This is a genomic window from Leisingera aquaemixtae, from assembly GCF_006740765.1.
Taxonomy (GTDB): Bacteria; Pseudomonadota; Alphaproteobacteria; order Rhodobacterales; family Rhodobacteraceae; genus Leisingera; species Leisingera aquaemixtae.
This window is the reverse complement of sequence record NZ_CP041159.1, coordinates 3,220,062-3,241,630: the sequence shown is the minus strand read 5'-3', so window position 1 is coordinate 3,241,630 and position 21,569 is coordinate 3,220,062. Positions and strand designations below refer to the sequence as shown.

At 61.7% G+C, this 21,569-nt stretch carries 26 protein-coding genes; 7 read left to right on the top strand and 19 right to left on the bottom strand.

What is annotated here, in order from left to right; genetic code table 11:
- Positions 1 to 6: 6 nt before the first annotated feature.
- Genes R2C4_RS17600 through R2C4_RS17560 form a run of 9 tightly spaced genes read right to left on the bottom strand, consistent with a single transcriptional unit; the run spans position 7 to position 4,578 of the window.
- A complete protein-coding gene (locus R2C4_RS17600) occupies positions 7 to 504 on the bottom strand; it encodes a flagellar basal body-associated FliL family protein (RefSeq protein WP_141891604.1) in 498 nt (165 codons plus the stop codon).
- An 8-nt stretch (positions 505 to 512) separates the two neighbouring features.
- Positions 513 to 1,253 (bottom strand): flagellar basal body L-ring protein FlgH, encoded by a 741-nt coding sequence (flgH, locus tag R2C4_RS17595; protein WP_058287485.1) that lies wholly within the window; start codon positions 1,251 to 1,253, stop codon positions 513 to 515.
- A complete protein-coding gene (gene flgA / locus R2C4_RS17590; protein ID WP_141891603.1) occupies positions 1,253 to 1,675 on the bottom strand; it encodes a flagellar basal body P-ring formation chaperone FlgA in 423 nt (140 codons plus the stop codon). Before flgA ends, flgH begins: the two co-directional genes overlap by 1 nt.
- Positions 1,675 to 2,460: a flagellar basal-body rod protein FlgG gene (gene flgG, locus R2C4_RS17585; RefSeq protein ID WP_058287487.1), complete on the bottom strand. Its 786-nt coding sequence runs from the start codon at positions 2,458 to 2,460 to the stop codon at positions 1,675 to 1,677. Before flgG ends, flgA begins: the two co-directional genes overlap by 1 nt.
- Before the next feature lie 10 nt (positions 2,461 to 2,470).
- Positions 2,471 to 3,187 carry a flagellar hook-basal body complex protein gene (locus tag R2C4_RS17580; RefSeq protein ID WP_058287488.1) on the bottom strand — a complete coding sequence of 239 codons (717 nt, stop codon included), beginning with the start codon at positions 3,185 to 3,187 and terminating at the stop codon, positions 2,471 to 2,473.
- Positions 3,187 to 3,459, bottom strand: coding sequence for a flagellar biosynthetic protein FliQ (locus tag R2C4_RS17575; protein ID WP_008557586.1), 273 nt, complete (start codon positions 3,457 to 3,459; stop codon positions 3,187 to 3,189). Before R2C4_RS17575 ends, R2C4_RS17580 begins: the two co-directional genes overlap by 1 nt.
- Before the next feature lie 3 nt (positions 3,460 to 3,462).
- A complete protein-coding gene (fliE, locus tag R2C4_RS17570; protein WP_008557465.1) occupies positions 3,463 to 3,759 on the bottom strand; it encodes a flagellar hook-basal body complex protein FliE in 297 nt (98 codons plus the stop codon).
- A 23-nt stretch (positions 3,760 to 3,782) separates the two neighbouring features.
- On the bottom strand, positions 3,783 to 4,175 hold the full coding sequence (flgC, locus tag R2C4_RS17565; protein WP_058287489.1) for a flagellar basal body rod protein FlgC: 393 nt from the start codon (positions 4,173 to 4,175) through the stop codon (positions 3,783 to 3,785).
- 13 nt (positions 4,176 to 4,188) lie between these two features.
- Entirely contained in the window at positions 4,189 to 4,578 is a 390-nt protein-coding gene (locus tag R2C4_RS17560; protein ID WP_058287605.1) for a FlgB family protein, read from the bottom strand.
- Between the two features lie 88 nt (positions 4,579 to 4,666).
- Here R2C4_RS17560 and R2C4_RS17555 point away from each other — a divergent pair, with 88 nt between their 5' ends.
- The gene (locus R2C4_RS17555; RefSeq protein ID WP_141891602.1) at positions 4,667 to 5,995 is read left to right on the top strand and encodes a FliI/YscN family ATPase; all 1,329 of its coding nucleotides are present in this window, start codon (positions 4,667 to 4,669) and stop codon (positions 5,993 to 5,995) included.
- 432 nt (positions 5,996 to 6,427) lie between these two features.
- Here the strand turns inward: R2C4_RS17555 and flbT are convergent, their stop codons facing one another.
- The 5 genes from flbT to R2C4_RS17530 all read right to left on the bottom strand — a co-directional run bounded on the left by flbT (position 6,428) and on the right by R2C4_RS17530 (position 8,941).
- Positions 6,428 to 6,832 (bottom strand): flagellar biosynthesis repressor FlbT, encoded by a 405-nt coding sequence (flbT, locus tag R2C4_RS17550; RefSeq protein ID WP_027235787.1) that lies wholly within the window; start codon positions 6,830 to 6,832, stop codon positions 6,428 to 6,430.
- 2 nt (positions 6,833 to 6,834) lie between these two features.
- Positions 6,835 to 7,206, bottom strand: coding sequence for a flagellar biosynthesis regulator FlaF (flaF, locus tag R2C4_RS17545; protein WP_027245122.1), 372 nt, complete (start codon positions 7,204 to 7,206; stop codon positions 6,835 to 6,837).
- A 77-nt stretch (positions 7,207 to 7,283) separates the two neighbouring features.
- Positions 7,284 to 8,093, bottom strand: a complete 810-nt coding sequence (locus R2C4_RS17540) for a flagellin N-terminal helical domain-containing protein (RefSeq protein WP_141891601.1) — start codon at positions 8,091 to 8,093, stop codon at positions 7,284 to 7,286.
- A gap of 202 nt (positions 8,094 to 8,295) precedes the next feature.
- Positions 8,296 to 8,655 (bottom strand): flagellar export chaperone FlgN, encoded by a 360-nt coding sequence (locus R2C4_RS17535; RefSeq protein WP_027245120.1) that lies wholly within the window; start codon positions 8,653 to 8,655, stop codon positions 8,296 to 8,298.
- Positions 8,648 to 8,941, bottom strand: a complete 294-nt coding sequence (locus R2C4_RS17530) for a rod-binding protein (RefSeq protein WP_244270249.1) — start codon at positions 8,939 to 8,941, stop codon at positions 8,648 to 8,650. Before R2C4_RS17530 ends, R2C4_RS17535 begins: the two co-directional genes overlap by 8 nt.
- Positions 8,942 to 9,068: 127 nt before the next feature.
- Between R2C4_RS17530 and fliK the strand changes: the two genes are divergently transcribed.
- The 3 genes from fliK (at position 9,069) to R2C4_RS17515 (ending at position 12,463) form a co-directional block, all read left to right on the top strand.
- A complete protein-coding gene (gene fliK / locus R2C4_RS17525) occupies positions 9,069 to 10,856 on the top strand; it encodes a flagellar hook-length control protein FliK (protein ID WP_141891600.1) in 1,788 nt (595 codons plus the stop codon).
- 4 nt (positions 10,857 to 10,860) lie between these two features.
- Positions 10,861 to 11,538: a flagellar hook capping FlgD N-terminal domain-containing protein gene (locus tag R2C4_RS17520; RefSeq protein ID WP_141891599.1), complete on the top strand. Its 678-nt coding sequence runs from the start codon at positions 10,861 to 10,863 to the stop codon at positions 11,536 to 11,538.
- Between the two features lie 193 nt (positions 11,539 to 11,731).
- Entirely contained in the window at positions 11,732 to 12,463 is a 732-nt protein-coding gene (locus tag R2C4_RS17515) for a phosphotransferase (RefSeq protein ID WP_244940749.1), read from the top strand.
- On the opposite strand, the gene R2C4_RS17510 is transcribed toward R2C4_RS17515, so the two are convergent.
- The 5 genes from R2C4_RS17510 to R2C4_RS17490 form a co-directional block, all read right to left on the bottom strand.
- Positions 12,436 to 13,755 carry an NAD(P)/FAD-dependent oxidoreductase gene (locus R2C4_RS17510; protein ID WP_208764501.1) on the bottom strand — a complete coding sequence of 440 codons (1,320 nt, stop codon included), beginning with the start codon at positions 13,753 to 13,755 and terminating at the stop codon, positions 12,436 to 12,438. The genes R2C4_RS17515 and R2C4_RS17510 overlap by 28 nt on opposite strands.
- Positions 13,755 to 14,570 carry an ABC transporter permease gene (locus R2C4_RS17505; RefSeq protein WP_058287497.1) on the bottom strand — a complete coding sequence of 272 codons (816 nt, stop codon included), beginning with the start codon at positions 14,568 to 14,570 and terminating at the stop codon, positions 13,755 to 13,757. The genes R2C4_RS17510 and R2C4_RS17505 overlap by 1 nt, the downstream gene beginning before the upstream one ends.
- On the bottom strand, positions 14,567 to 15,448 hold the full coding sequence (locus R2C4_RS17500; RefSeq protein WP_141891596.1) for an ABC transporter permease subunit: 882 nt from the start codon (positions 15,446 to 15,448) through the stop codon (positions 14,567 to 14,569). The genes R2C4_RS17505 and R2C4_RS17500 overlap by 4 nt, the downstream gene beginning before the upstream one ends.
- Positions 15,448 to 16,575 (bottom strand): ABC transporter ATP-binding protein, encoded by a 1,128-nt coding sequence (locus R2C4_RS17495; protein WP_141891595.1) that lies wholly within the window; start codon positions 16,573 to 16,575, stop codon positions 15,448 to 15,450. Before R2C4_RS17495 ends, R2C4_RS17500 begins: the two co-directional genes overlap by 1 nt.
- A gap of 116 nt (positions 16,576 to 16,691) precedes the next feature.
- On the bottom strand, positions 16,692 to 17,780 hold the full coding sequence (locus R2C4_RS17490; protein ID WP_141891594.1) for a polyamine ABC transporter substrate-binding protein: 1,089 nt from the start codon (positions 17,778 to 17,780) through the stop codon (positions 16,692 to 16,694).
- 142 nt (positions 17,781 to 17,922) lie between these two features.
- Between R2C4_RS17490 and R2C4_RS17485 the strand changes: the two genes are divergently transcribed.
- From R2C4_RS17485 to R2C4_RS17475, 3 genes are all read left to right on the top strand, one after another.
- A complete protein-coding gene (locus R2C4_RS17485; protein ID WP_141891593.1) occupies positions 17,923 to 18,609 on the top strand; it encodes a GntR family transcriptional regulator in 687 nt (228 codons plus the stop codon).
- A gap of 66 nt (positions 18,610 to 18,675) precedes the next feature.
- On the top strand, positions 18,676 to 20,070 hold the full coding sequence (locus R2C4_RS17480; protein ID WP_058287500.1) for an aspartate aminotransferase family protein: 1,395 nt from the start codon (positions 18,676 to 18,678) through the stop codon (positions 20,068 to 20,070).
- A 365-nt stretch (positions 20,071 to 20,435) separates the two neighbouring features.
- On the top strand, positions 20,436 to 21,536 hold the full coding sequence (locus tag R2C4_RS17475) for an ABC transporter ATP-binding protein (RefSeq protein ID WP_141891592.1): 1,101 nt from the start codon (positions 20,436 to 20,438) through the stop codon (positions 21,534 to 21,536).
- Positions 21,537 to 21,569 lie beyond the last annotated feature (33 nt).

Genomic DNA, 21,569 nt, shown 5'->3' with positions numbered 1-21,569 from the left:
CGGCGGTCAGACGTCTTGCCGGGAAATCTCCATGATCAGCACGTCATACACGCCCTTGCCGATGTGTTTCTGCGCCGCCTCGCGCAGGGCGGTGCGCAGCGGTTCCAGCACATCAGACCGGGTGAACGCACCGCGGAAGCCGCCCATGTTGGCGTGGTCAAAGAGGACTTGAAGGAAGACATCGCGCAGTTTTGGCTCCAAGGTGCGGACTTTTTCGCCAATGCCTTGTTTGGCCTCCAAGCTCAGAGACACCACCACCAGTGAAGTCAGTTGATCACGCTCTACGACAGGAACGACGAACTGATTGTTGATCTTGATGTATTCGCGCTGGTTCTCTTCGCCGTCTTCAGCGATTTCCTCTGCGGCTTCCTCAGCGGGTTTGGCGGCGCTGCCGGGCTCGGCAGCGTGCTCTTCTTCCGGTGCGGGCATCAGCATGATGCCGGCACCGATGCCGCCTCCGGTTCCGAGGATCAGCAGGATGACTGGCAGGAGTTTTGACAGCATAATAACCCTCAGAACGGCAGGACAGCGTCAAGCAGCTGCTGGCCGTAGCGCGGCTGCTGAACATCGGTGATCTGGCCGCGGCCGCCGTAAGAGACGCGCGCCGAAGCAATCTTGTCATACGTGATTTCATTCTGGCGGCTGATGTCCTGGGGCCGGACATACCCGGTCACCAGCAGTTCGCGCAGTTCGAAGTTCACCCGCAGCTCCTGGGTGCCGCTGATCGCCAGAACCCCGTTGGGCAGCACGTCGACAACGGTGGCTGCGACCCGCAGCTCCAGTTTCTCGCTGCGTTTCACGGAACCCTTGCCGCCGGCGGAACTGGAGCTGCCCAGCTCCACCGCGTCTGCCGAGGTGGCGCCTTCCGGCAGTTTCCGGTCCAGCCGCTGCGGCAAGCCCAGAAGCTGAGGCATGTTCAGGCTTTCGGACCCCGACCGCGAGCGCTGTGTGTCGTTGGAAATTTCCGCTTCTTCGTCGATCTCGATCACCACCGTCAGGATATCCCCCCGCTTGATCGCGCGGCGGTCGCCGAGCAGCGATTGCTGCGAGCCGCTCCACAGCGAGGATCCGTCAACGGTGCGCCGGTTCTGGGTCTGCGCGGGCAGTCCCTCGTAAAGCATCGCCACATGCTCCGGCGTCTCATTCGCAGGGGTGAAGGAGGGCGGCTTGCCCAGGTGATCCATCCGGCCGCAGGCGCCCAGGAGGGCCAGCCCGAAAAGCAGCGGTTTGGCGGGGGAAAATTTCATAGTCATCAGTTTACCTCGACGGAGCCGTCTTCCTTGATCCGTCCGGTGACGGTCGTGCGGGAAGAGAGATTCATGACCCGGACAGCTTCACCAGCGGCACCGCGGCCCAAGGCACGCCCTTCCGCGGCGATGGACAGCGCACCCTGACGGAAGATCAGGGTCACCAGGTCGTTACGTTCAATGATGGCCGGCGGGCCGATATCGCCGGGCCGCAAGGGCCGCCCCGCGTAGAGCGAGACACGTGCTTCCATGCCTGTGACGTCTGCCGGGTCCGACAGCGCGCCAAGGATCTCGCCCTTCTTGAGCGCCAGATCTTCGGGGTTGACGATCTCCTTGGCGCGGATCGTGCGCAGCGGGATCAGGTAGTCCGCCCAGGCGGGCGGGGCGCAGAGCGCGGCGGCGGTCAGGCAGGCAAGAGCAAGTTTCATCAGCGCACCTGTGTGGTTGCACCCATCATCTGGTCGACAGCCGAGATGACCTTGGCATTCATTTCGTAACCGCGCTGGGCTTCGATCAGCTCCGTCACCTCGCGCACCGCATCCACCGAGCTGCCTTCCAAGTATCCCTGGCGCAGGGTGCCGAGCCCGTCTTCGCCAGCGGTGGAGACGGTGGCGGGGCCGGAGGCTTCGGTTTCGGTGAACAGGTTGCTGCCGATCGCCTCAAGACCCTTGGGGTTGGTAAAGCCGGCCAGGGTGAACTGCCCCAGCAACTGGCCTTCGGGAGAGTCTTGGAAATACCCGTAAACTTCGCCCTCGGCGTTGATCGAGATGCTAGTGGCATCGTCGGGGATGGTGACTTCGGGCGACACTGCGAAACCGTCCGAAGTCACGATCAGCCCTTCGGCCGAGCGTTTGAGCGCACCGTCGCGGGTATAGGCGGACTGGCCGGAGGGCAGGGTGACCTCCAGATAGCCATTGCCGTCAATGGCGATATCCAGGTCGTTGTTGGTCTGCTGCAGCGCCCCTTGGGACAAATGCACGGAAACGGCCGCCGGGCGCACACCGAGGCCAACCTGCACACCGGTCGGCAGCACGGTGCCGTCCGAAGCATTCACGGTGCCGGCGCGCGAAATCTGCTGGTAGTGCAGATCTGCAAACTCGGCGCGGCGGGCGTTGTAGGCCGTGGTGTTCATATTGGCGAGGTTGTTGGAGATGGTCTCCACCCGCAACTGCTGGGCGCTCATGCCGGTTGCTGCGATCTTGAGGGCACGCATCTGGATTCTCCTAGGACTTGATCAGGTTTTTGATGGCATTGCGGATGCGCTCGTCTTCCGTCTGCAGAAAGCTCTGGCCCATCTCATAGGCGCGCTGCACTTCGATCATCCGGCTCACTTCGGAAATTGCGTTCACGTTGGAGCCTTCCAGAAAGCCCTGCAGGACCTTCGAGTCGAAGTTCTCCTCGATGTCGCCCTCAACGCGGAACATCACACCGTCCTCACGCACAAGCGTGTGCTTTTCGACCGGTTTGAAAAGGCCCAGCTGTCCCAGCAGACGCCCGTTTGCGCTGAGCGAACCGTCCGCACCCACTTCGATCTTGCCGGCATCCGGCGGCACAAAGACGGGCGCGCGGCCCGCGTCCAGCACCCGGTAGCCATCCATGGTCACCAGATCACCGGCGGCGTTGGGGGAAAAGGCGCCGGAGCGGGTCAGCCGTTCCCCTTGCGGGGTTTCGACCATAAAGAAGCCATCCCCTTCGATGGCAAAATCGAAGGTGCCGCCTGTATTGGTCAGTTGGCCCTGCTCCATCGAGGTGTTGAAGATATTGGCACGCGACATCGACACGGACGGCTGACCGGGCGAGGATTGCACGAACTCCGAAAAGATCAGACCTTCCTGGCGGTATCCGGTTGTGGCGGAGTTTGCGATGTTGTTGGCAATGACGCGCATTTCCCGCATCAGGCCTGACTGGCGTGAAATCGTGGCGTAACCTGCGGTTCCCATTACGAGCCTCCGGCAATCATTGGAACAACGTGGCCGTCGAAAAAGGCCACCAAGGTTTGTGTCATGAAGCCCATGGTCATCCAGAACACGACCAGGATCGCTGTCAGCTTGGGCACGAAAGTCAGGGTCATTTCCTGCACCGAGGTCAGGGCCTGAAACAGGCCGATGGTCAGGCCGACCACCAGCGCGACGACCAGGATTGGCGTCGACATGGTGACAGCGGCCCACAGCGCCTGGCGCAGCGTGTCATAGAAGAGGCTTTCGCTCATCATGGCTCAGACCGGCATCCTCAGGATTTCCTGATAGGCCTCGACGACCTTGTTGCGCACAGTAACGGCGGTTTCGACCGCCAGTTCGGTCTGCGCCAGAGCCTGCACCAGCGCATGCGGGTCAGCTTGCGACGTCATCGCCTGCACCGAGACCTGCTCGCTGTTTTGCAGGGTCGCGGTGAAGTCTTCAAAGCTCTGCTTCAGCTGGGCGCCGGCACCGGTGCTTTCGTGATTGGGGTCAGCTTTGGTGGCGGGGCGGGCGGCGGCATAGCCGCTGGCGGCGGAAAGACTGCGAATATCCATTCTGGATCTCCAATAAATTTCAGTTAGCGTCTCAAAAGTTCCATCAGCGAGGCGGACATGGACCTGGTCTGCTCAAACATCTTCAGGTTTGCCTCATAACTGCGCTGGGCTTCGCGGGCGTCGGCGATCTCGATCATCAGATCCACGTTGGAGCCTTCGAAATGCCCGCTTTCGTCAGCCAGCGGATGCGATGGGTCGTAGACTTTGTCCAGCTCGCTGCGGTCCAGGGTAACCCGGCCGGTGCGCACATGCTCCACATCCGTCCGCAGCTCGCGCACCGATTCGAAGGGTACTGCCTTGCGGCGGTATCCCGGCGTGTCGGCGTTGGAAATGTTCTCAGACACATGGCGCAGGCGCGCGGCTTGCGCCTTGAGGCCGCTGGCGGTGACGGAGAGGGCTTTGGAAAATTCACTCATCTCTCATACCTCCTCAGGTTTTGCCCAGGCTGGCGCGCAGGATGTTCATGGAGGATTTGTAGATGGCCATGGCACGCTTGTGCTGGCGTTCTGTATCGACGCCTTTCAGCAGCTCCGCCTCAACGGAAACCGAGTTGCCATTGGGGTCGCTGCCGGTCTCGTCGGACATAACCGCCCAGTCCATCTGACTGCCTGCGGTGCCATTCAAATGGCTGTCGCGGGTGGCGCTCATGCTGCTTTGGCGGGCGCCTGCGGCAAAGACTTCCGTGAAGGGCTTGATATCCTTGGCGTGGTACCCGGGCGTATCGGCGTTGGCGATATTCTGAGCTACCAGTGCCTGGCGCTTGCCGGCATGGGTCGCCATGGAATAGGAAATTTTGAATACGTTCAATTCTGTGAACACCAGGGCTTCTCCCTTGATCGATTTCAATCAAGGCTTAACCCCGATTCCTTTAGAAATTGTTTTCAGGACACCAAGGGAGACCGCCGCCATGAAAGCAGAGCTGCAAGCACTGACCCGTCAAATTGCCAGCACGCGCCTGGCAACGCAGATGGGCCGGGTGACTGGGATCGCGGGCGGAGAGATAGAAATCAGCGGCTTGGCATCAGTCGCCCGGATCGGTGACCGGCTGGTGCTGCGCCGCGGTCCCGACGATGAGCTGCATGGTGAAGTCCTGAAGATTAAAGGGAATAACATCAGTATGTTGCCTGACCGCGCCCCTGATGGTGCCGCGATCGGCGATGCGGTTCTGCTGCATCCTTCGCCGGAGTTCGCCCCCAGCGATCATTGGATCGGCCGGGTGATCGACCCCTTTGGCGAGCCGCTGGACGGCCGCCCGATGCTGCCAGGATCTGCACCACGGGATCTGATGGCGGCCCCGCCCAAGGCCGCCGGGCGGCGCGGCATGGGGGAACGGCTGCCCACCGGGCACGCATTGCTGAATACGATTCTCCCGATTGTGCGCGGCCAGCGCGTGGGCCTTTTTGCGGGCTCCGGGGTGGGGAAGTCCTCACTGCTGGCCAAACTGGCCAAAGCCATGGAAGCGGATGTGGTGGTGATGGCTCTGATCGGCGAACGCGGCCGTGAGGTGAATCACTTTGTCGAACAGGTGCTGGGCCCCGAGGGCATGCGCCGGGCTGTGGTGGTGGCGGCGACGTCCGATCAGTCGGCGCTTGTCAGGCGCCGCTGTGCTTGGGCTGCCATGACCGTGGCGGAGCACTTCCGCGACCAGGGTAAGAACGTGCTGTTCCTGGCCGACTCTGTCACCCGTTTTGCCGAGGCGCACCGTGAAATCTCTGCCGCCTCGGGAGAGGCGCCCGCGCTGCGCGGCTACCCGCCTTCGGTGACGCCGCTGATCACCGGGCTGTGCGAGCGGGCCGGCCCTGGCGGCGAAGGGCAGGGCGACATCACCGCGGTTTTCAGCGTCCTGGTGGCCGGCTCCGATATGGATGAGCCGATTGCCGATATCCTGCGCGGTGTTCTGGACGGGCATATCGTGCTGAGCCGGGAAATTGCCGAACGCGGCAGGTTCCCCGCGGTCGACGTGTCGCGCTCGGTGTCGCGCAGCCTGCCCGCTGCGGCCACGGCGGACGAAAACGCAGCCATCCAGGAAGTGCGCAAGTTTCTGGGCGCCTATGAGCAATCCGAGGTGATGATCCGCGCCGGGCTTTATGCTGAGGGCAATGACGCAGTGCTGGACCAGGCCGTCAAGCTTTGGCCCGAATTGGATGTCTTTTTCGGGCGCGAGGATGCGGAGGGTATCACCAGCAGTTTCAACCGCCTCCTGCTGCTGCTGCGCCGTGCCAAGGCGGGACGCTAAGGGGCGGCTTGCTGTCACTGAAGAGATGAAAGCCGGCGCCCGGCACAGGCCCGCGGCGCGGCCTTTTAGATAGCAGATTTTGCGGATCGGAATGAGGAAGCGCCCAGCAGCGGAAAGGCTGTGGAGGCTCGGGATTGTTCCGCCTTGAAAACCGGCGGATGAACAACGCATTCACTGAGCCGGTGCCTGCCCTAATGAGGCGTTTCAAAAAAGCTGCTGCGGAGCTGCTTGCCTCCAGGCCGTTGCGCCGGGATAAAAATCCAGTCGCCGGGGATCGCTGATGAGGCCCCCGGCGCTTTGGTCGCAGCGCGTGTTGTTCAAAATTGAAACCGGTCTAGCGCTGCAGGACTGAATCCTGTGTGACCGCTTTACCCTGGTTGCCGAACGGGGCTGCAAGGGCAGTCCTAGCGGCCGGCTTGAACGGCCGGAAGGTTATGACGGCCGGACAGCAAACAGACGGTCTTCGCGCGCCAGCAAGGTGCGCAATGCCTTCAGGCAACGGTAATGGTTGTTGCCGATCAGGGCGTCGGTTGCTTCTGCCAGCGAGGCGCGGCTGTCCGGGTCCGTGAACACTTGGCTCAGCTCCTCGATCCGGCGCAGCATCGGCAGGCGCTCTTCCTCGGGGTCGGCATCGCCGGACAGGATGAGCTGCGCGGCATAACAGACCCGGCGCACCGGTGTGTTGGCTTCTTCGGGGTGGATGGCATCGCGCAGGCGCAGGATGTTGGCATCCGGGGTTACAATGGACAGGCGGCTGCGGCGGTCGCCGTTTTCAATCACCGCGCCATTCACAAGGACACGCTCCTTGGGGGCAAGTTTCAGGACAAGTCCGCTCATATTCAGGAAGCTCCGCTGCGGAGGCCACGCAGGATGGCCGTATTGATTTCCACCAGGGGCCGGACGTTGGCCTTGCGCTGAAGCACTTTGCTGGTGTGTTGTCGCGTGAATTCCGCCAGTTCGAAGAGATTTTGCTTTAGGTCATCTGGCAGGGGATTGCTCTTCATTGCGAGATCCGCCGTGAAGATCGACCAAAGCTTGCGGTTGTCGTTCAACGCCTGAGCAAGTTCATTGAACCCGTCGCTGCCTTTTTGGGCAGCCGTGATCAGCCGGCGGGTGACGCGGGTGACCACTTCGTATTCAAAGTTCTTTGCTGTCCGGGTCGGGGTCTTTGCCGCCGAATAGGCACTCTTCGCCTTCAGAAGGGCATTCACGTGTTTTCCTAACGTATTATTCTTCAGGTTCTCTGAGAGGGAAGACCGGGGCGCCATCAGCGCCCCGGATCAGGCTGTTAACGGAACAGCTGCTGCAGGGTCGATGGCGCCTGGTTGGCGATGGTCAGCGACTGCACCGCCAGCTGCTGCTGGGTCTGCAGTGCCTTCAGCCGCGCCGAGGCCTCTTCCATGTTGGTGTCGCTCATGGTGCTGACACCCGACTTCAGCGAGTCGGTCAGTTTGGACACGAACGAGCTCTGGTCGCTCAGTCGGTTGCTGTCCGCACCCAGCTGAGCCGCGCTGTCGATCGCAAAGGTCATCATGGTTTCGATTTCGCTCAGCACCGTCGCCGCATTGGCATTGGTCAGCGAGGTCATGCCGGTGGTGTCCATGTTGCCGGCGGTGTCGATGCCCGAGATCACGATGATATCGCTCGCCGCGTTCAGACCGCCCAGAACATCCAGCTGCGCAGTGACGGTGTCATCCAGAAGGTTGGCACCGTTGAACGATGCGGAGTCGATGATCGATTCAATCTGCTCGCGCTTTTTCGACAGGTCAGCTTCGATTTTGTCGTGGTCGACGTTTTGCGAAACACCAGCAACCGCCAGTTCACGCATTTCCTTCAGGGTTTCCACGATCTGTTCCATGCCGGAGGAGGCAACTGCGACGGTGGCCTCACCAAAGTCCAGGGCGTCGGAAACGGCTTCAAACGCCTGAATGTCCGATTCCATCGACTTGGAAATGGCCCAGACAGCGGAGTTGTCCTTGGCCATGCCGACCTCTTTGCCGGTCGAGATCTGGTTCTGGGTCTCTTCCAGGCTGTTGTTCACAGTCTTCAGAGTCTGCAGAGCAACCATTGCGCCGTTGTTTGTCAGAATGCTGGTCATAGCTTTTTCCTTTAGCTGCGGGGCGCTTTAGCCCCTTAATTCTGTGCCCCGGCGGGGCGTTAATTGACGTCTTTCTGACTGTGCGTTCCGCCCTCTGGCTTCCGCGCCACCCCTCTTGAGGTGCAAGGCGACTTTGGCCCATCAGTTGCTAAAGGAGTGCTAATGCCGGGATTTGGTTTTTTAGAATTTTCCCAAAATTGCATCAGGCGCGTTTTTCCAGCTTGGCGCCGCTGCGGGTGCCGTAGCGGTTCCGGCGTCCGGCCTGGTCATAAACGTCCAGGCCCTTGCGGATTCGGCGCAGTTCGGCCATGCGCGCCGCGACTGAACGGATGCCGTCCATGGCACTGTCCAGCAGCTGCTGATTGCGCGACAGTTTGGTCTGAACCTGCGCCAGAGACTCGCGCTCCAGCTCTGATACAGAGTTCAGCTTGCCGATCACCTTCTCTTTTTTCGCGAGAAGCCCTTCCAGCTTGCCAAGGTCTCCCTCCATCAGGGCAGTGCGCTCGCGGTCGAGGATTTGGTCCAGCTCATCAATGAGCTTTTGCGGTTTCAGGTCACTCACCTTCGGTCTCCTTCAATGCGTGATAAAGTGATTCGGCCAGGCCGATGCCGCCGGAGCGCGCAATCTGGTTGGCCTGTTCGCGGATGAGAAAGCTGGAAAACTGGTCCTCGCCTGCGCCGCCGCCGAAACCTTCGCGGGATTCGCCAAGGCCTGCGGACTTCAGCATTTGCGCAAGAAAGGAAGCTTCCAGCTCAATAGCGGCCTCGCGCAGCGGGTCGCTGCCTGCGGGCCGTACTGGACGCACTGCAGATGCAGTCTGCAGCGGGGTGGGCAGTAGATCTGACATGTCCGGTTCTCCGGTTTGACGTCGAATTTCATCGATTTTCTAAAACTGCGCCGGAACCGGTTAAAATTGCCGTAACCGCTTTGGGATAAGTCTGTCCGGGTCGAGATAGAATGTCCGGAACACAATTATGATGATGAATTCGATCCTTGGCTTTGAAGCCGGTTCTGTTGGCAAGATGCCGGCCGCAACCGGGGAGTCATCCAACAAATCCTCCAGTTCCAATGATTTCGCTGATCTTGTCGCGGCTCAATCCGGGCCCGAAGACGCGGCCGCTGAAGCGGTTACAGGCAAGAGCGGAGTGGCGGAGGCAGAAGCGGGCACCGAATCGCAAGCCGCCCAGACAGACGCGGCCGAAACCGGAATTGACGAGCCTGAAGCCAGAGTGGCCGAGACGTCGGGCGAAGTGTCTGAGCTTGAAGCTGGACTGCCCGAGGCCGAGGCGAATGCTGGTCTGGCTGGCACCAGTACACATCAAGACTCTGAAGAAGCCGCAGTGGCCGAAGGGCAGGTGCGACCGGACTCCGACCCTAAAGCTGCCAGTGAGAAAGTGCCTCATGGCTCTTCCAGCGTTGCAGACGGCGCGGATCAACTGGCCAAGAGCGAACGTGTGTCCAGCGTAGAGAGGCCTTCGCGTGAGAATATCGTTACAGGGCAGCCTGTCCCTCCTTCTGCTGACGGCACGCAGCAGGCAGACGGTGCGGCGGTCGGGCAAAACCCGGCGGCCGCAGGCGGCGGCCAGACTGAAACATCTGAAGAAATCGCTCGAATTCAGGCTCCCGGGCAATCTCAGGCAGAGGCTGTCTTGGGTCGAAACACAGCGGAGCGAGGCGAAAGAAACGCAGATTTGAAGGTGCCGCAAGGAACCGAAGGTTCAGGCACCACCCGCGTGCCTGCGGAGGCCTCGGTTAAGGCGGCCTTAGTTGCCAATGCACAACCGCCGACCGGGCAACAGCAATCCGGCACCGTCCAGGGTCATGTAAACAAAGGCGTTGCAGCCGCTGGTCAGGCGCCCGCTGTTCCAAACTCCGCAATGGCGATACCCGGTTCTCAATCCTTGCAGCCAGACGGCCAGCAGGCTGCCACCCGGCCTGACGGAGCGGCTCAACCGAACATGCCAGCCGCGCAAGGCATAGTGCAGGCGCTGACAGCTGGCCAGACCGCGCCAAAGGGGCCAGGACAGAGGGCCGAGTCAGCAGTAGCGGCACTCACCGGCGATGTCCCGGCGGACGCTGACGCTGGCGAGACCGGCAGGGCGTTTTTCAGCGATCTCAAGAGCGGAGAGTTCCGTGCACCCGCGGCAGCGCCGGCGCCGAACCCGCAGCGGCCTGCTGTTTCGGTGCTTCAGCCGCTGATTGCCGGCGGGCTTGGCGCGGGTTCGGCGGGTGCAGAACTGCTGTCCGGGTCCGAAGATTCGCTGCAGGGCGCATTTGGCCTGTCCGGCGAGGTGCCGGGACTGACGCAGCTGCTGGCGGAGGCCTCCTTCGGCACAGGCACGGTGCACCGGCCGGAGACGCCGCGCATGATAGCGGCGCAGCTGGCCGAGGCTTTTGCGGCCAAAGGTGAGCAGAAAGTTGAAGTTTCGCTGAACCCGCAGGAGCTGGGCCACGTGAAAATGCGTGTGGTCGCCAGTGAGACGGGCATTACGATGATTATCCAAACAGAGCGGCCGGAAACCGCTGATCTGATGCGCCGCCATATCCACGAACTGGCCGAGGAATTCCGCCGCATGGGGTATGAGGACATCTCCTTTGAATTCAGCGGCGGCCAGACCGGCGGCCAGTCCGCAGATGATGCGGGCGGCGGCGGGGCATCTTCCGGCGGCACAGGGCCGCGCGGCGCCGATGCGGCGGATGGCACTGAACCAGTAATTCAAAACCTACGGCTGGGTGAAACCGGCGTGGACATGAGGGTCTGATCACATGACAACAGCAGTCACCTCCGCGGGCAGCCCTGCGGCACAAACACTCCAGCAGCCGGCGGCCTCCCAGAAGACCTCCGGGCTGACGTCCGACTTCGAAACCTTCGTGAAAATGCTGACCGCGCAGGCGACGAATCAGGACCCGCTGGAACCGCTTGATTCGACCGAATACGCGGCTCAGCTGGCGCAATTCTCGATGGTGGAGCAGCAGACCAAGAGCAACACCTTGCTGGAAGGCCTGCAATCACAGCTGGGTCTGGCCAACATGGCGGCGCTGTCCGGCTGGGTCGGGATGGAGGCGCGGGGCGTGGCTCCGGGCTATTTCGACGGCAGCAGCGAGATCACCATTGCGCCTAACCCGGCAGCGGCTGCGGATTCGGTCACGTTGGTCGTACAGGACACCAAGGGGTCCGAAGTGCAGCGCGTCACCCTGCCGGTCTCAGCCGAGCCTTACCAGTGGACCGGCCTGGATGAAGACGGAAATCCGCTGGAGGCAGGGGAGTATAAGTTTGTCATCGAAAGCAGAAAAGGCGACGAACTTTTGTTGCAGGAATACGCCGAGATCTATTTCAAGGTGAACGAAACCCGGATGCAGGGCGGCGATGTGGGCCTGATCACCGAAGGCGGGTCTGTGGTCCTGGCCTCTTCGGTGAGCGCGCTTCGCGATCCGCAAAGCTGACCCGGCGGTATCCGCTGGCCGAAAAACTGTCTAAGAACGGGGCGGCATAACACCGGAGACCGCCCTGCAACCGCTGCCTGACAAATTCGAAGCCCGTTTCTTTGCACATCTCTCTGCAACGGGCCTGCATGTTCCCGCCCCCCGCCGTCTGGCGGGGGGGCGTTCGAACCATGTCTGGCGGGCAGGCGGGCTGGTGATCAAGCTGTACGCGGCAGATGGCGGCAATCCCTTGTTCGCCAATGATCCGGCACGGGAAGCCGCAGTGCTGACGGCGCTGTCCGGCACTGGGATGGTGCCGCCGCTGGTGCAGACCGGTGTCTTCGAAGGCCGCAGGTGGCTGGGGTATGCGCATGTGAACGGCAGCCCCTGGCGGCAGGACACTGGCCATGTTGCGCAACTCCTGGGGCGATTGCACGACTTGGCTCCGCCGCCAGGATTGCCGGAAGGCGCGAACGGCAGCGCCGCGCTGGAGGGACAGACCTTTGATATTCTGAAATACTGCCAAGGCCGGGACCCGCTGGCGGCTATGCGGCCGCTGGGGCAGGTTCCACCGCTGCCGCAGCCGGTTCTGATCCACGGTGACCCGGTGCCCGGCAATCTGCTGGCGCATGACGGCACGCTGACCCTGATCGACTGGCAATGCCCGCAGATCGGAGATCCGGCGGAGGATCTGGCCCTGTTCCTGTCGCCCGCCATGCAGCTGATGTACCGGGGGGCGCCTTTGTCGAAGGCGGAGGAGGACAGTTTCCTTGCCGCCTATCCCGACCCGCGGATTGCCGGCCGGGTGCTGGCACTCAAGCCCTGGTTTCACTGGCGTATGGCGGCCTATTGCCTGTGGCGGGCGGAGCGCGGCAGCGCCAAGGACCGGCAGGCGTTTGAGCTGGAGCGCGCGGCGCTTCAGTCCATCAGGCCTAGCAGCGCATAGGCGGGCGGCATCAGGATCCGGCGGGCGCGGCCAAAGGGAAAGCGCGGCATGTTTTGCATCACGGGAGAGTAGGGCAAATCAGGCGTTCGATCCTGAACAAGATCGCTCAGCAGCCGCCCGGCATAGCTGCCCATGGCGACGCCGTTACCGTGGTAGCAGAGACCGGCATAGATGCCCGGCATCTCTGAAACCGCGCCCACGAAGGGGACCAGATTCCGGGACAGGCAGACCATGCCAGACCAGCAATGGGTGGTTTCCACAGTATGCCACGCCGGGAACATCGCCTCGAAATCCTGCCGCAGCTTGTGCCGGATTGCGGTCTCAGCCCGCGGCGAGGCCAGCAGCCCGCCACGCATTCCAAACAAGAAGCGTTTGCCCGGCATCAGCCGGAAATAATGCAGCAGGTTGCGGGTGTCATAGGCCATCTGATGCGAACGCCAGCCCTGCGCCTGCAGCTCGGCCTCCGTCAGCGGACGGGTCACCATGACGGTGGACTGCGCAGGCATGTAGCGTCCGGCCAGCCAGCCGGGCAAATCTTCCGAGGAATAGCCATTGGTGGCGATGATGACCTTGGCGGCCCGCAAAACACCCTGTTTAGTCTCTAATCTGTATCCGCCGCGGTCCTGCCGCACCGACCGGGCAGCGCTGTGCTGGTACAGGCTAGCCCCGGCATTCTGTGCGGCGCTAGCCAGGCCGAACAGGTATTTGCGCGGGTTCAGGGCAAAGCCAACCGGCGTAGTCAGCGCCGCATGGAAGGAGCCGTTCAGACCGTTCTGCGCCAGCTGACTGCGGGTTAGAAAATCAGGTTCCTCTCCTGCGGCGCGCATGGCTTCGGCTTGCGCGCGCAGGCGGCGCGCGGCCTTTTCATTGTGCGCCAGCTGGGTTTCCCCGTCCGAGTGCGTGTCTGCCTCGATACCGTGGGTCTGCAGCAGATCCCGCACGAGATGCACTGCGGCTTCTTCGCCTGCCTCATAAGACTCTGCCGCCGGTTTTCCAAACATGCGGCGCATTGCCGGGCCGGAGAGTTTCGACCCGCCAAGGCAACAAAACCCGCCGTTGCGGCCAGAGGCGCCCCAGCCCGGGGTTTCGGCCTCCAGCACCGCAACGGACACCCCGCTTTCGGCCAGATGCAACGCGGCTGACACACCGGTAAAGCCGCCGCCGATGATCGCCACTTCGGCGGATGCTTCACCCTGCAGCACCGGCCAGTCCGGCGCCGCGATGGTCTCGTCCCACCAGCAGTTGCTGCGCGGGCCGGGACCATAGGCGTAGTCGGAAAAGATCCGGCGCATCAGGCGCGCACCGCAGCCTGTTCCTCCCGTTTCTGGCGGGCCACCTGGTGTTTGGTCACCAGCGAGGCGGTGATGACGCCCACGGTGACGATGCTGATCATGATGGTCGACAGCGCGTTGATCTCGGGGCTGACGCCCAGGCGCACGGCGGAGAAGATCTTGATCGGCAGGGTGGTGGCCGAGGGACCGGAGGTGAACGAGGCGATCACCAGATCATCCAGCGACAGGGTGAAGGCCAAAAGCCACCCCGAAATCACCGCAGGCGCAATGATCGGCAGGGTCACCAGGCGGAAGGCCTCCGCCGGGGAGCAGCCCAGATCCAGCGCCGCTTCCTCCAGCGAGCGGTCGAAGCTCACCAGGCGGGAGGACACCACCACCGAGACATAGCACATGGAAAACGTGGTGTGCGCCAGTACGATGGTTAATACCCCGCGATCCAGGCCGATGCCGATGAACAGCAGCAGCAGCGACAGGCCGGTAATAACCTCAGGCATCACCAGCGGCGCATAGATCATGCCTGAAAACAGCGTCCGCCCCATGAACCGCCCGCCGCGCACCAGAACATAGGCCGCGATCGTGCCCAGCACGGTGGCCATGGTGGAGGAGAACACGGCAACTTTCAGTGTCACCCAAGCGGCGTTCAGGAAGGCGTCGTTCTGAAGCAGCTCCCCGTACCATTTAGTTGAGAAACCTGCCCAAACGGTGACCAGTTTGCTTTCGTTGAAGCTGAAGATCACCAGGATCACCATCGGGATGTACAGGAAGGCAAATCCGAGGGTCAGCGATACGGCGTTAAACCAGGTCATACGGTTCATTGCTCGGCCTCCTGCTGTTTCTGCTGGTTGCGCTGGAACAGCACGATCGGGATGATGAGCAGCAGCAGCAAAACCACCGCCACGGCGGATGCCACCGGCCAGTCGCGGTTGGAGAAGAACTCCTCCCACAGCACCTTGCCGATCATCAGCGTGTCGGAACCGCCCAGCAGCGACGGGATCACGAACTCACCCAGGACAGGGATGAAAACCAGGAAACTGCCGGCAATAATGCCGTTCTTCGACAGCGGGATGGTCACCAGCCAAAATGCGGTCAGGCGCGAGCAGCCCAGGTCTTCTGCCGCTTCGATCAGCGAGCCGTCCAGCCGCTCCAGCGCTGAATAGACCGGCAGGATCATGAACGGCAGGTAGGTATAGATGACGCCGATATAGACCGCGGAATTGGTGTTGAGGATGGTCAGCGGTTCCGAAATCACCCCCAGCCACATCAGGAACTGGTTCAGGAAACCTTCGTTCGACAGGATCCCCATCCACGCATAAACGCGGATCAGGAAGGAGGTCCAGAACGGCAGGATCACCAGCATCATCAGCGTCGGCCGCCATTCCTCTGGCGCCCGCGCCATGCCATAGGCAATCGGGTAGCCTGCCAGAAGAGTCAGAAACGTGGAGACGGCCGCGATCTGCAAGGAGCTGAGATAAGCCTTCCAGTAAAGATCATCCTCGGTCAGCCAGATGAAGTTTTCAAAATCCAGCTCCGCCAGAAAGGCTGAGATACCCTCAGCCCAGTCGAATTGCGGAACGTACGGTGGGATTGAGACCGCGTAATCCGACAGCGAGATTTTCAGGACGATGGCAAAGGGCACCAGGAACAGCGCCAGAAGCCAGGCATAGGGGATGGCGATCAGGACAAAGCGGCGCATCATTCTGCCAGCAGAACGCCTGCCGTGGCTGTCCAGGACAGCCAGACAGAGTCTTCCCAGGTAAAGTCGCGGCGGGCGATGCGGCGGGTGTTGGCGGTTTGCGCCTTGATCACCGCGCCGGTCGGCAGCTCAACATGATAGGTGGAGATGTTGCCGAGATAGGCGATGTCGAGAATGCGGCCCTGCACGGCGTTGTCCGCTGCCGCCGGTTTTTCGGCATTGATGGAGACCTTTTCCGGGCGGATCGCCAGATGGGCTTTCTGACCGTCAGAGAATTCGTTGCCCGACTGCACGTTCAGCGGCGGCTGGCCTTCGCGCCAGGACATTGCATAACTGCCGCCGCCATTGGGTCTGACGGTGCCTTCGATCAGGTTCACATCTCCAATGAAATCAGCGACATAGACTGAGTTCGGCGTTTCATAGATCCGGTCCGGTGTTGCCACCTGAACGATCTTTCCGTGATCCATCACCGCGACGCGGGAGGCGACCGTCATCGCTTCTTCCTGATCGTGGGTCACGATCACGAAGGTGGTTCCGGTCTTCTCCTGGATATCCATCAGCTCGAACTGGGTATCCTGGCGCAGCTTCTTGTCGAGCGCGCCCAGCGGTTCGTCCAGCAGCAGCAGCTTCGGCGCCTTCGCCAGCGACCGCGCCAGCGCCACCCGCTGCCGCTGGCCGCCGGAGATCTGGTGCGGTTTGCGCCGGGCGAACTTCTCCAGCCGGGTCAGCCGCAGCATCTCTTCGACCCGGTCGTTGATGTCATGCTTGGGCATGCCCTCGCGCTTGAGCCCGAAGGCGATATTCTCCCAGATCGACAGATGCGGGAACAGTGCGTAGGACTGGAACATCATGTTCACGGCGCGCTTGTTGGGCGGCACCGGGGCAATGTCTTGCCCGGCCAGGAAAATCTTGCCCTCAGTCGGGGTTTCGAACCCGGCGAGCATCCGCATCAGCGTGGTCTTGCCGCAGCCCGATGGCCCCAGCAGCGCGTAGAATTCCCGCTCGTAGATGCCGATGGTCAGATTGTCGATGGCAGTGAATTCACCAAAGCGCTTGGTGACGTTCTGGAAGTGGATCAAGGGCTTAGCCTCAGGATCGTTCCAAGGTTCGAATACGGAAGCAGTCAAGCCGGGCCTCTTCTGCGAAGTGTCGCGCGGATGTATTGGTTGGCCGCGCGAGGCACTGCCAGGCGCGTGAGGGGGTGCGGGGCGGTGAATGCGCCCCGCGGGTCATGTGCGGCTGATCAGGTGCCGGATTTGATCTTGGTCCACATGCGGGTGGCCTTGCGCTGTACTTTCGGCGGGTAGCCTTCCTTGATGTACAGGTTCTTGACGGTTTCTTCGTTGGGGTAGATCGCGGGATCGCCGATCACATCCTCTTCCAGGAGTTCCTGGGACGCCTTGTTGCCATTGGCGTAATAGACGTAGTTGGACGCCGTCGCCATATTCTCTGCGTCCATGATGAAGTTCAGGAACTTGTGGGCACCATCGGGGTTCGGGGCATCGACCGGGATCGCCATCTGGTCGAACCACATCAGCGCGCCTTCCTTGGGCGCGTTGAATGCGATCTCGACGCCGTTATCCGCTTCGTCCGCGCGGTCGCGCGCCTGCAGGATGTCGCCGGACCAGCCGAAGGCCACGCAGATATCGCCATTGGCCAGGGCGTTGATGTATTCGGAGCTGTGGAATTTGGTGACATAGGGGCGCACGGCCATCAGAACCGGTTCGGCCTTTTCCACAACATCGGCATCCATGCTGTTGGGGTCTTCGCCGATATACTTCAGGGCCGCCGGAATCATCTCGTCCGGCGCATCCAGGAAATGCACGCCGCAGCTGGCCAGCTTTTCCATGTATTCCGGGTTGAACACCAGCTCCAGCGAGTCGACCGGTGCGTCCTCTCCCAGCACTTCCTTGACCTTGGCGGTATTCACGCCGATGCCCGTGGTGCCCCACATGTAGTTGATCGAAAACTCGTTGCCGGGATCATAGCGCGAGGTGCGCTCCTCGATCGCGTCCCACATGTTTTCCTTGTTCGGCAGCTTGGACATGTCCAGCTTCTGGAAGGCGCCGGCCTGAATCTGGCGCGCCAGGAAGGACCCGGTCGGCACCACCACGTCATAGCCAGAGCCGCCCGCCAGCATTTTGGTCTCAAGTACCTCGTTGCTGTCGAAGACGTCATAGATCAGGTCGATGCCGGTTTCGGCTTCGAACTTTTCCAGCAGGCTTTCATCAATGTAGTCGGACCAATTGTAGACGCGAACCTCTTCCGCCGCGGCCGCAGCAGCCGTGCCGAGGGCAACGACGGCGGTCATGGTCATCGTTTTCAGTGTCATGAATTTCTCCCTGTGCGTGCCGGTTTCGCAGTCCGGCTGTAAATGGATTTGATCAAGTTTTGCCGCGTTGGGCAATACTCTTTATGTTTTCACTTGCCTCGGGATGGTGCAAGCTGGCCAAAATTCAGGAGGGAAACCACCGGTGACAGAGACGACTTCACCAGCCGTTGCGGCACAGGACAGCCCAGCAAAACTGCCCGCGCATGAGATCGTTTATCAAAAGCTCAGGGCGCAGATTCTGTTCGGCGAGCTGGTGCCCGGGCAGGCGGTGACCATCCAGGGCCTGGTGGAGACGCTGGAGGCCGGCATGACACCGGTCCGCGAGGCGATCCGGCGGCTGATCTCGGACGGGGCGCTGATGTTCCAGGGCAACCGCCGGGTGTCGGTTCCCCTGCTTGGACCGGATGATCTTGAGGAGCTTATTTTTGCTAGAAAAACAATTGAGTGCGAGCTAGCGCGCCGGGCGACCCCGCATATCGGCGCAGCGGTTATCGAGGAGCTGGCGGCCATCGACAATGCCTTGGACAAAGCCATCGCAACTGGTGATGTGGCGGGATACCTGGTTCAGAATTACAGCTTCCACACGGCGCTCTATTCGCATGCGAATGCCCCCATCCTCAGTGATATTGCAGACCGCTTATGGCTGCGGTTCGGCCCCTCTTTGCGGGTGGTCAGCGGGCGGCTCGGCACCCAGAGCTTTCCGGACCGGCACAAGGACATTCTTGACGCACTGCGGCGTAAGGACCCGGAGATGGCCGCACTGGCGATGGAGAGGGACGTCTGCCAGGGCATGGATCAGGTTGTTCAGGGGCTGCAGGGCGCGAACTGATTCGATTGACACCCGAGAATTTGATCATATTCTGGGGCCAATCAGTTTTTCTCAGGAGCGAGTCCCATGACCGTGATCACCAACCACATGCCGACTTCCGAGTTGCAGGCGCTGGACGCGGCCCATCACATGCACCCGTTCACCGCCAACGGCGAGCTGTCGCAGAAGGGCGCGCGCATCATCACCCGGGCTGACGGCGTGCATCTGACCGACAGCGAGGGCCACCAGATCCTTGATGCGATGGCAGGCCTGTGGTGCGTCAACATCGGCTATGGCCGTGAGGAGCTGGCGGAGGTCGCGGCCCGCCAGATGCGCGAGCTGCCCTATTACAACACGTTCTTCCAGACCACCCACGTGCCTGCCATCGCGCTGGCTGCAAAAATCGCTGAACTGGCGCCGGGTGACTTGAACAATGTGTTCTTTGCCGGCTCAGGCTCTGAGGCGAACGACACCAACATCCGCATGGTGCGTCATTACTGGGCGCTGAAGGGCAAGCCGTCTAAGTCCGTGATCATCAGCCGCAAGAATGCCTATCACGGTTCCTCCGTCGGCAGCGGCTCCTTGGGCGGGATGAGCGGTATGCACGCGCAGGGCGGGATGCCGATCCCGGATATTCACCACATCAACCAGCCGAACTGGTGGGCCGAGGGCGGGGACATGCCGCCGGAGGAATTCGGCCTGCAGCGCGCCCGCGAGCTGGAAGAGGCGATTCTGGAGCTGGGTGAAGACCGCGTCGCCGCCTTTATCGCCGAGCCGGTGCAGGGTGCCGGCGGTGTCATCGTGCCGCCGGACAGCTACTGGCCGGAAATCCAGCGCATCTGCGACAAATACGAAATCCTGCTGATCGCGGATGAGGTGATCTGCGGCTTCGGGCGCACCGGCAACTGGTTCGGCAGCCAGACCCTGAACATCCGCCCCGACATTATGACCGTCGCCAAGGGCCTCAGCTCCGGCTATGCGCCGATCGGCGGCTCGATTGTCAGCGATGAGGTTGCCTCCGTGATCGCGAGCGACGAGTTCAATCACGGCTACACCTACTCCGGTCATCCTGTGGCGGCGGCCGTGGCGCTGGAAAACCTGCGCATCCTGGAGGAGGAAAACATCCTCGGCCATGTGCGCGACGTGGCAGCGCCGTATCTGAAGCGGAAATGGGAGGCGCTGACCGATCACCCGCTGGTTGGCGAGGCCAAGATCGCCGGCATGATGGGCTCCATCGCCCTGACCCCCGACAAGGAGGCCCGCGCCGCCTTTGCCTCTGAGGCTGGCACCGTCGGCTACATCTGCCGCGAGCGCTGCTTTGCCAACAACCTGGTGATGCGACATGTCGGCGACCGGATGATCATCTCGCCGCCGCTGGTGATCACCCCGGAGCAGATCGACGTGCTGATCGAGCGCGCCACCAAATCGCTGGATGAATGTTATGCCGAGCTGAAGGCGCAGGACCTGATGCACAGCGCCTGATTCTCCTCTCCGGCGCCGCAGCCGCGCCGGTCCAGCTTGCGACTCATTGCGGCCCGGCAGCCTGTCTGCCGGGCCTTTTCTTCGGTGACGGGGCTGAAAGCGTCGTTTTCGGGCTGCTGAATTCCATTGGGCGGCGCAAAATGTCCGGGGTGCGTCGCAAAATGTCCGGTTGATCCTTGCGCAACGGGACTAGGCTTCCGTAAGGGTATTCTTTTTCCTGGGGCAGGAGGCCGAAGTATGAATTTCGTACTCCAGCGATTGAAAGAATATTTTTTTCATACCTAGCGCTTGGTAGCTTTGGTGTGATTAACTTCGAACAAGCGCAGAGAAAATCTGCCGGATGACAAAACTACGGGGAGCCTGCTTTGGCTGATGCGTCAAACGTTGATGCGTTCGTTGAATTCGAACGTGTCCAAAAGAGCTACGATGGCGAAAATCTCGTTGTCAAAGATCTCAACCTCACCATGCCCAAGGGCGAATTTCTGACAATGCTTGGCCCGTCCGGGTCCGGGAAAACCACTTGCCTGATGATGCTGGCAGGGTTTGAGACCGCGACGCATGGCGACATCCGCCTGGACGGGACCTCGATCAACAACATCCCGCCGCACAAGCGCGGCATCGGCATGGTGTTCCAGAACTACGCCCTGTTCCCGCATATGACGATTGCGGAAAACCTGTCCTTCCCGCTCGAAGTCCGCAACATGGGCAAGTCCGAGCGTGAAGAAAAAGTGAAGCGGGCGCTGGACATGGTGGAAATGGGGGCCTTTGGCGGCCGCCGCCCGGCCCAGCTGTCCGGCGGCCAGCAGCAGCGGATCGCGCTGGCGCGGGCGCTGGTGTTCGAACCGGAACTGGTGCTGATGGATGAGCCGCTGGGCGCGCTCGACAAGCAGCTGCGCGAGAAGATGCAGTTCGAGATCACCCATCTGGCGCATCGCCTCGGCATCACCGTGGTCTATGTGACCCACGACCAGACCGAAGCGCTGACCATGTCGGACCGCGTTGCGGTGTTTGACGACGGCCGCATCCAGCAGATCGCGCCGCCGGACCAGCTGTATGAAAGCCCGGAAAACAGTTTCGTGGCTCAGTTCATCGGCGAAAACAACACGCTGGAAGGCACCGTCAAGGAAATCAAGAACGGGATTGCACTGGTTCAGCTGGACGATGGCGAGCTGATCGACTGCAAGCCGGTCAACGTGTCCCAGCCGGGCGAGCGCACCCGCGTCTCGATCCGTCCGGAACGGGTGGAATACAACAAGGACCGCCTGCAGGCAGGCGTCCACACGCTAAAGGCGGAAGTGCTGGAGTTCATTTACATGGGCGACATCTTCCGCACCCGTCTGCGGGTGGCCGGCAATGATGAATTCATCATCAAGACCCGGAACGCCCCGGACCAGGCCCGGCTGCAGCCCGGTCAGCAGATCGAAATCGGCTGGCTGCCGGAAGACTGCCGCGCGCTGGACGCCTGATCCGCGCGCGCCGAACCCCCGGCAGAAGAACGA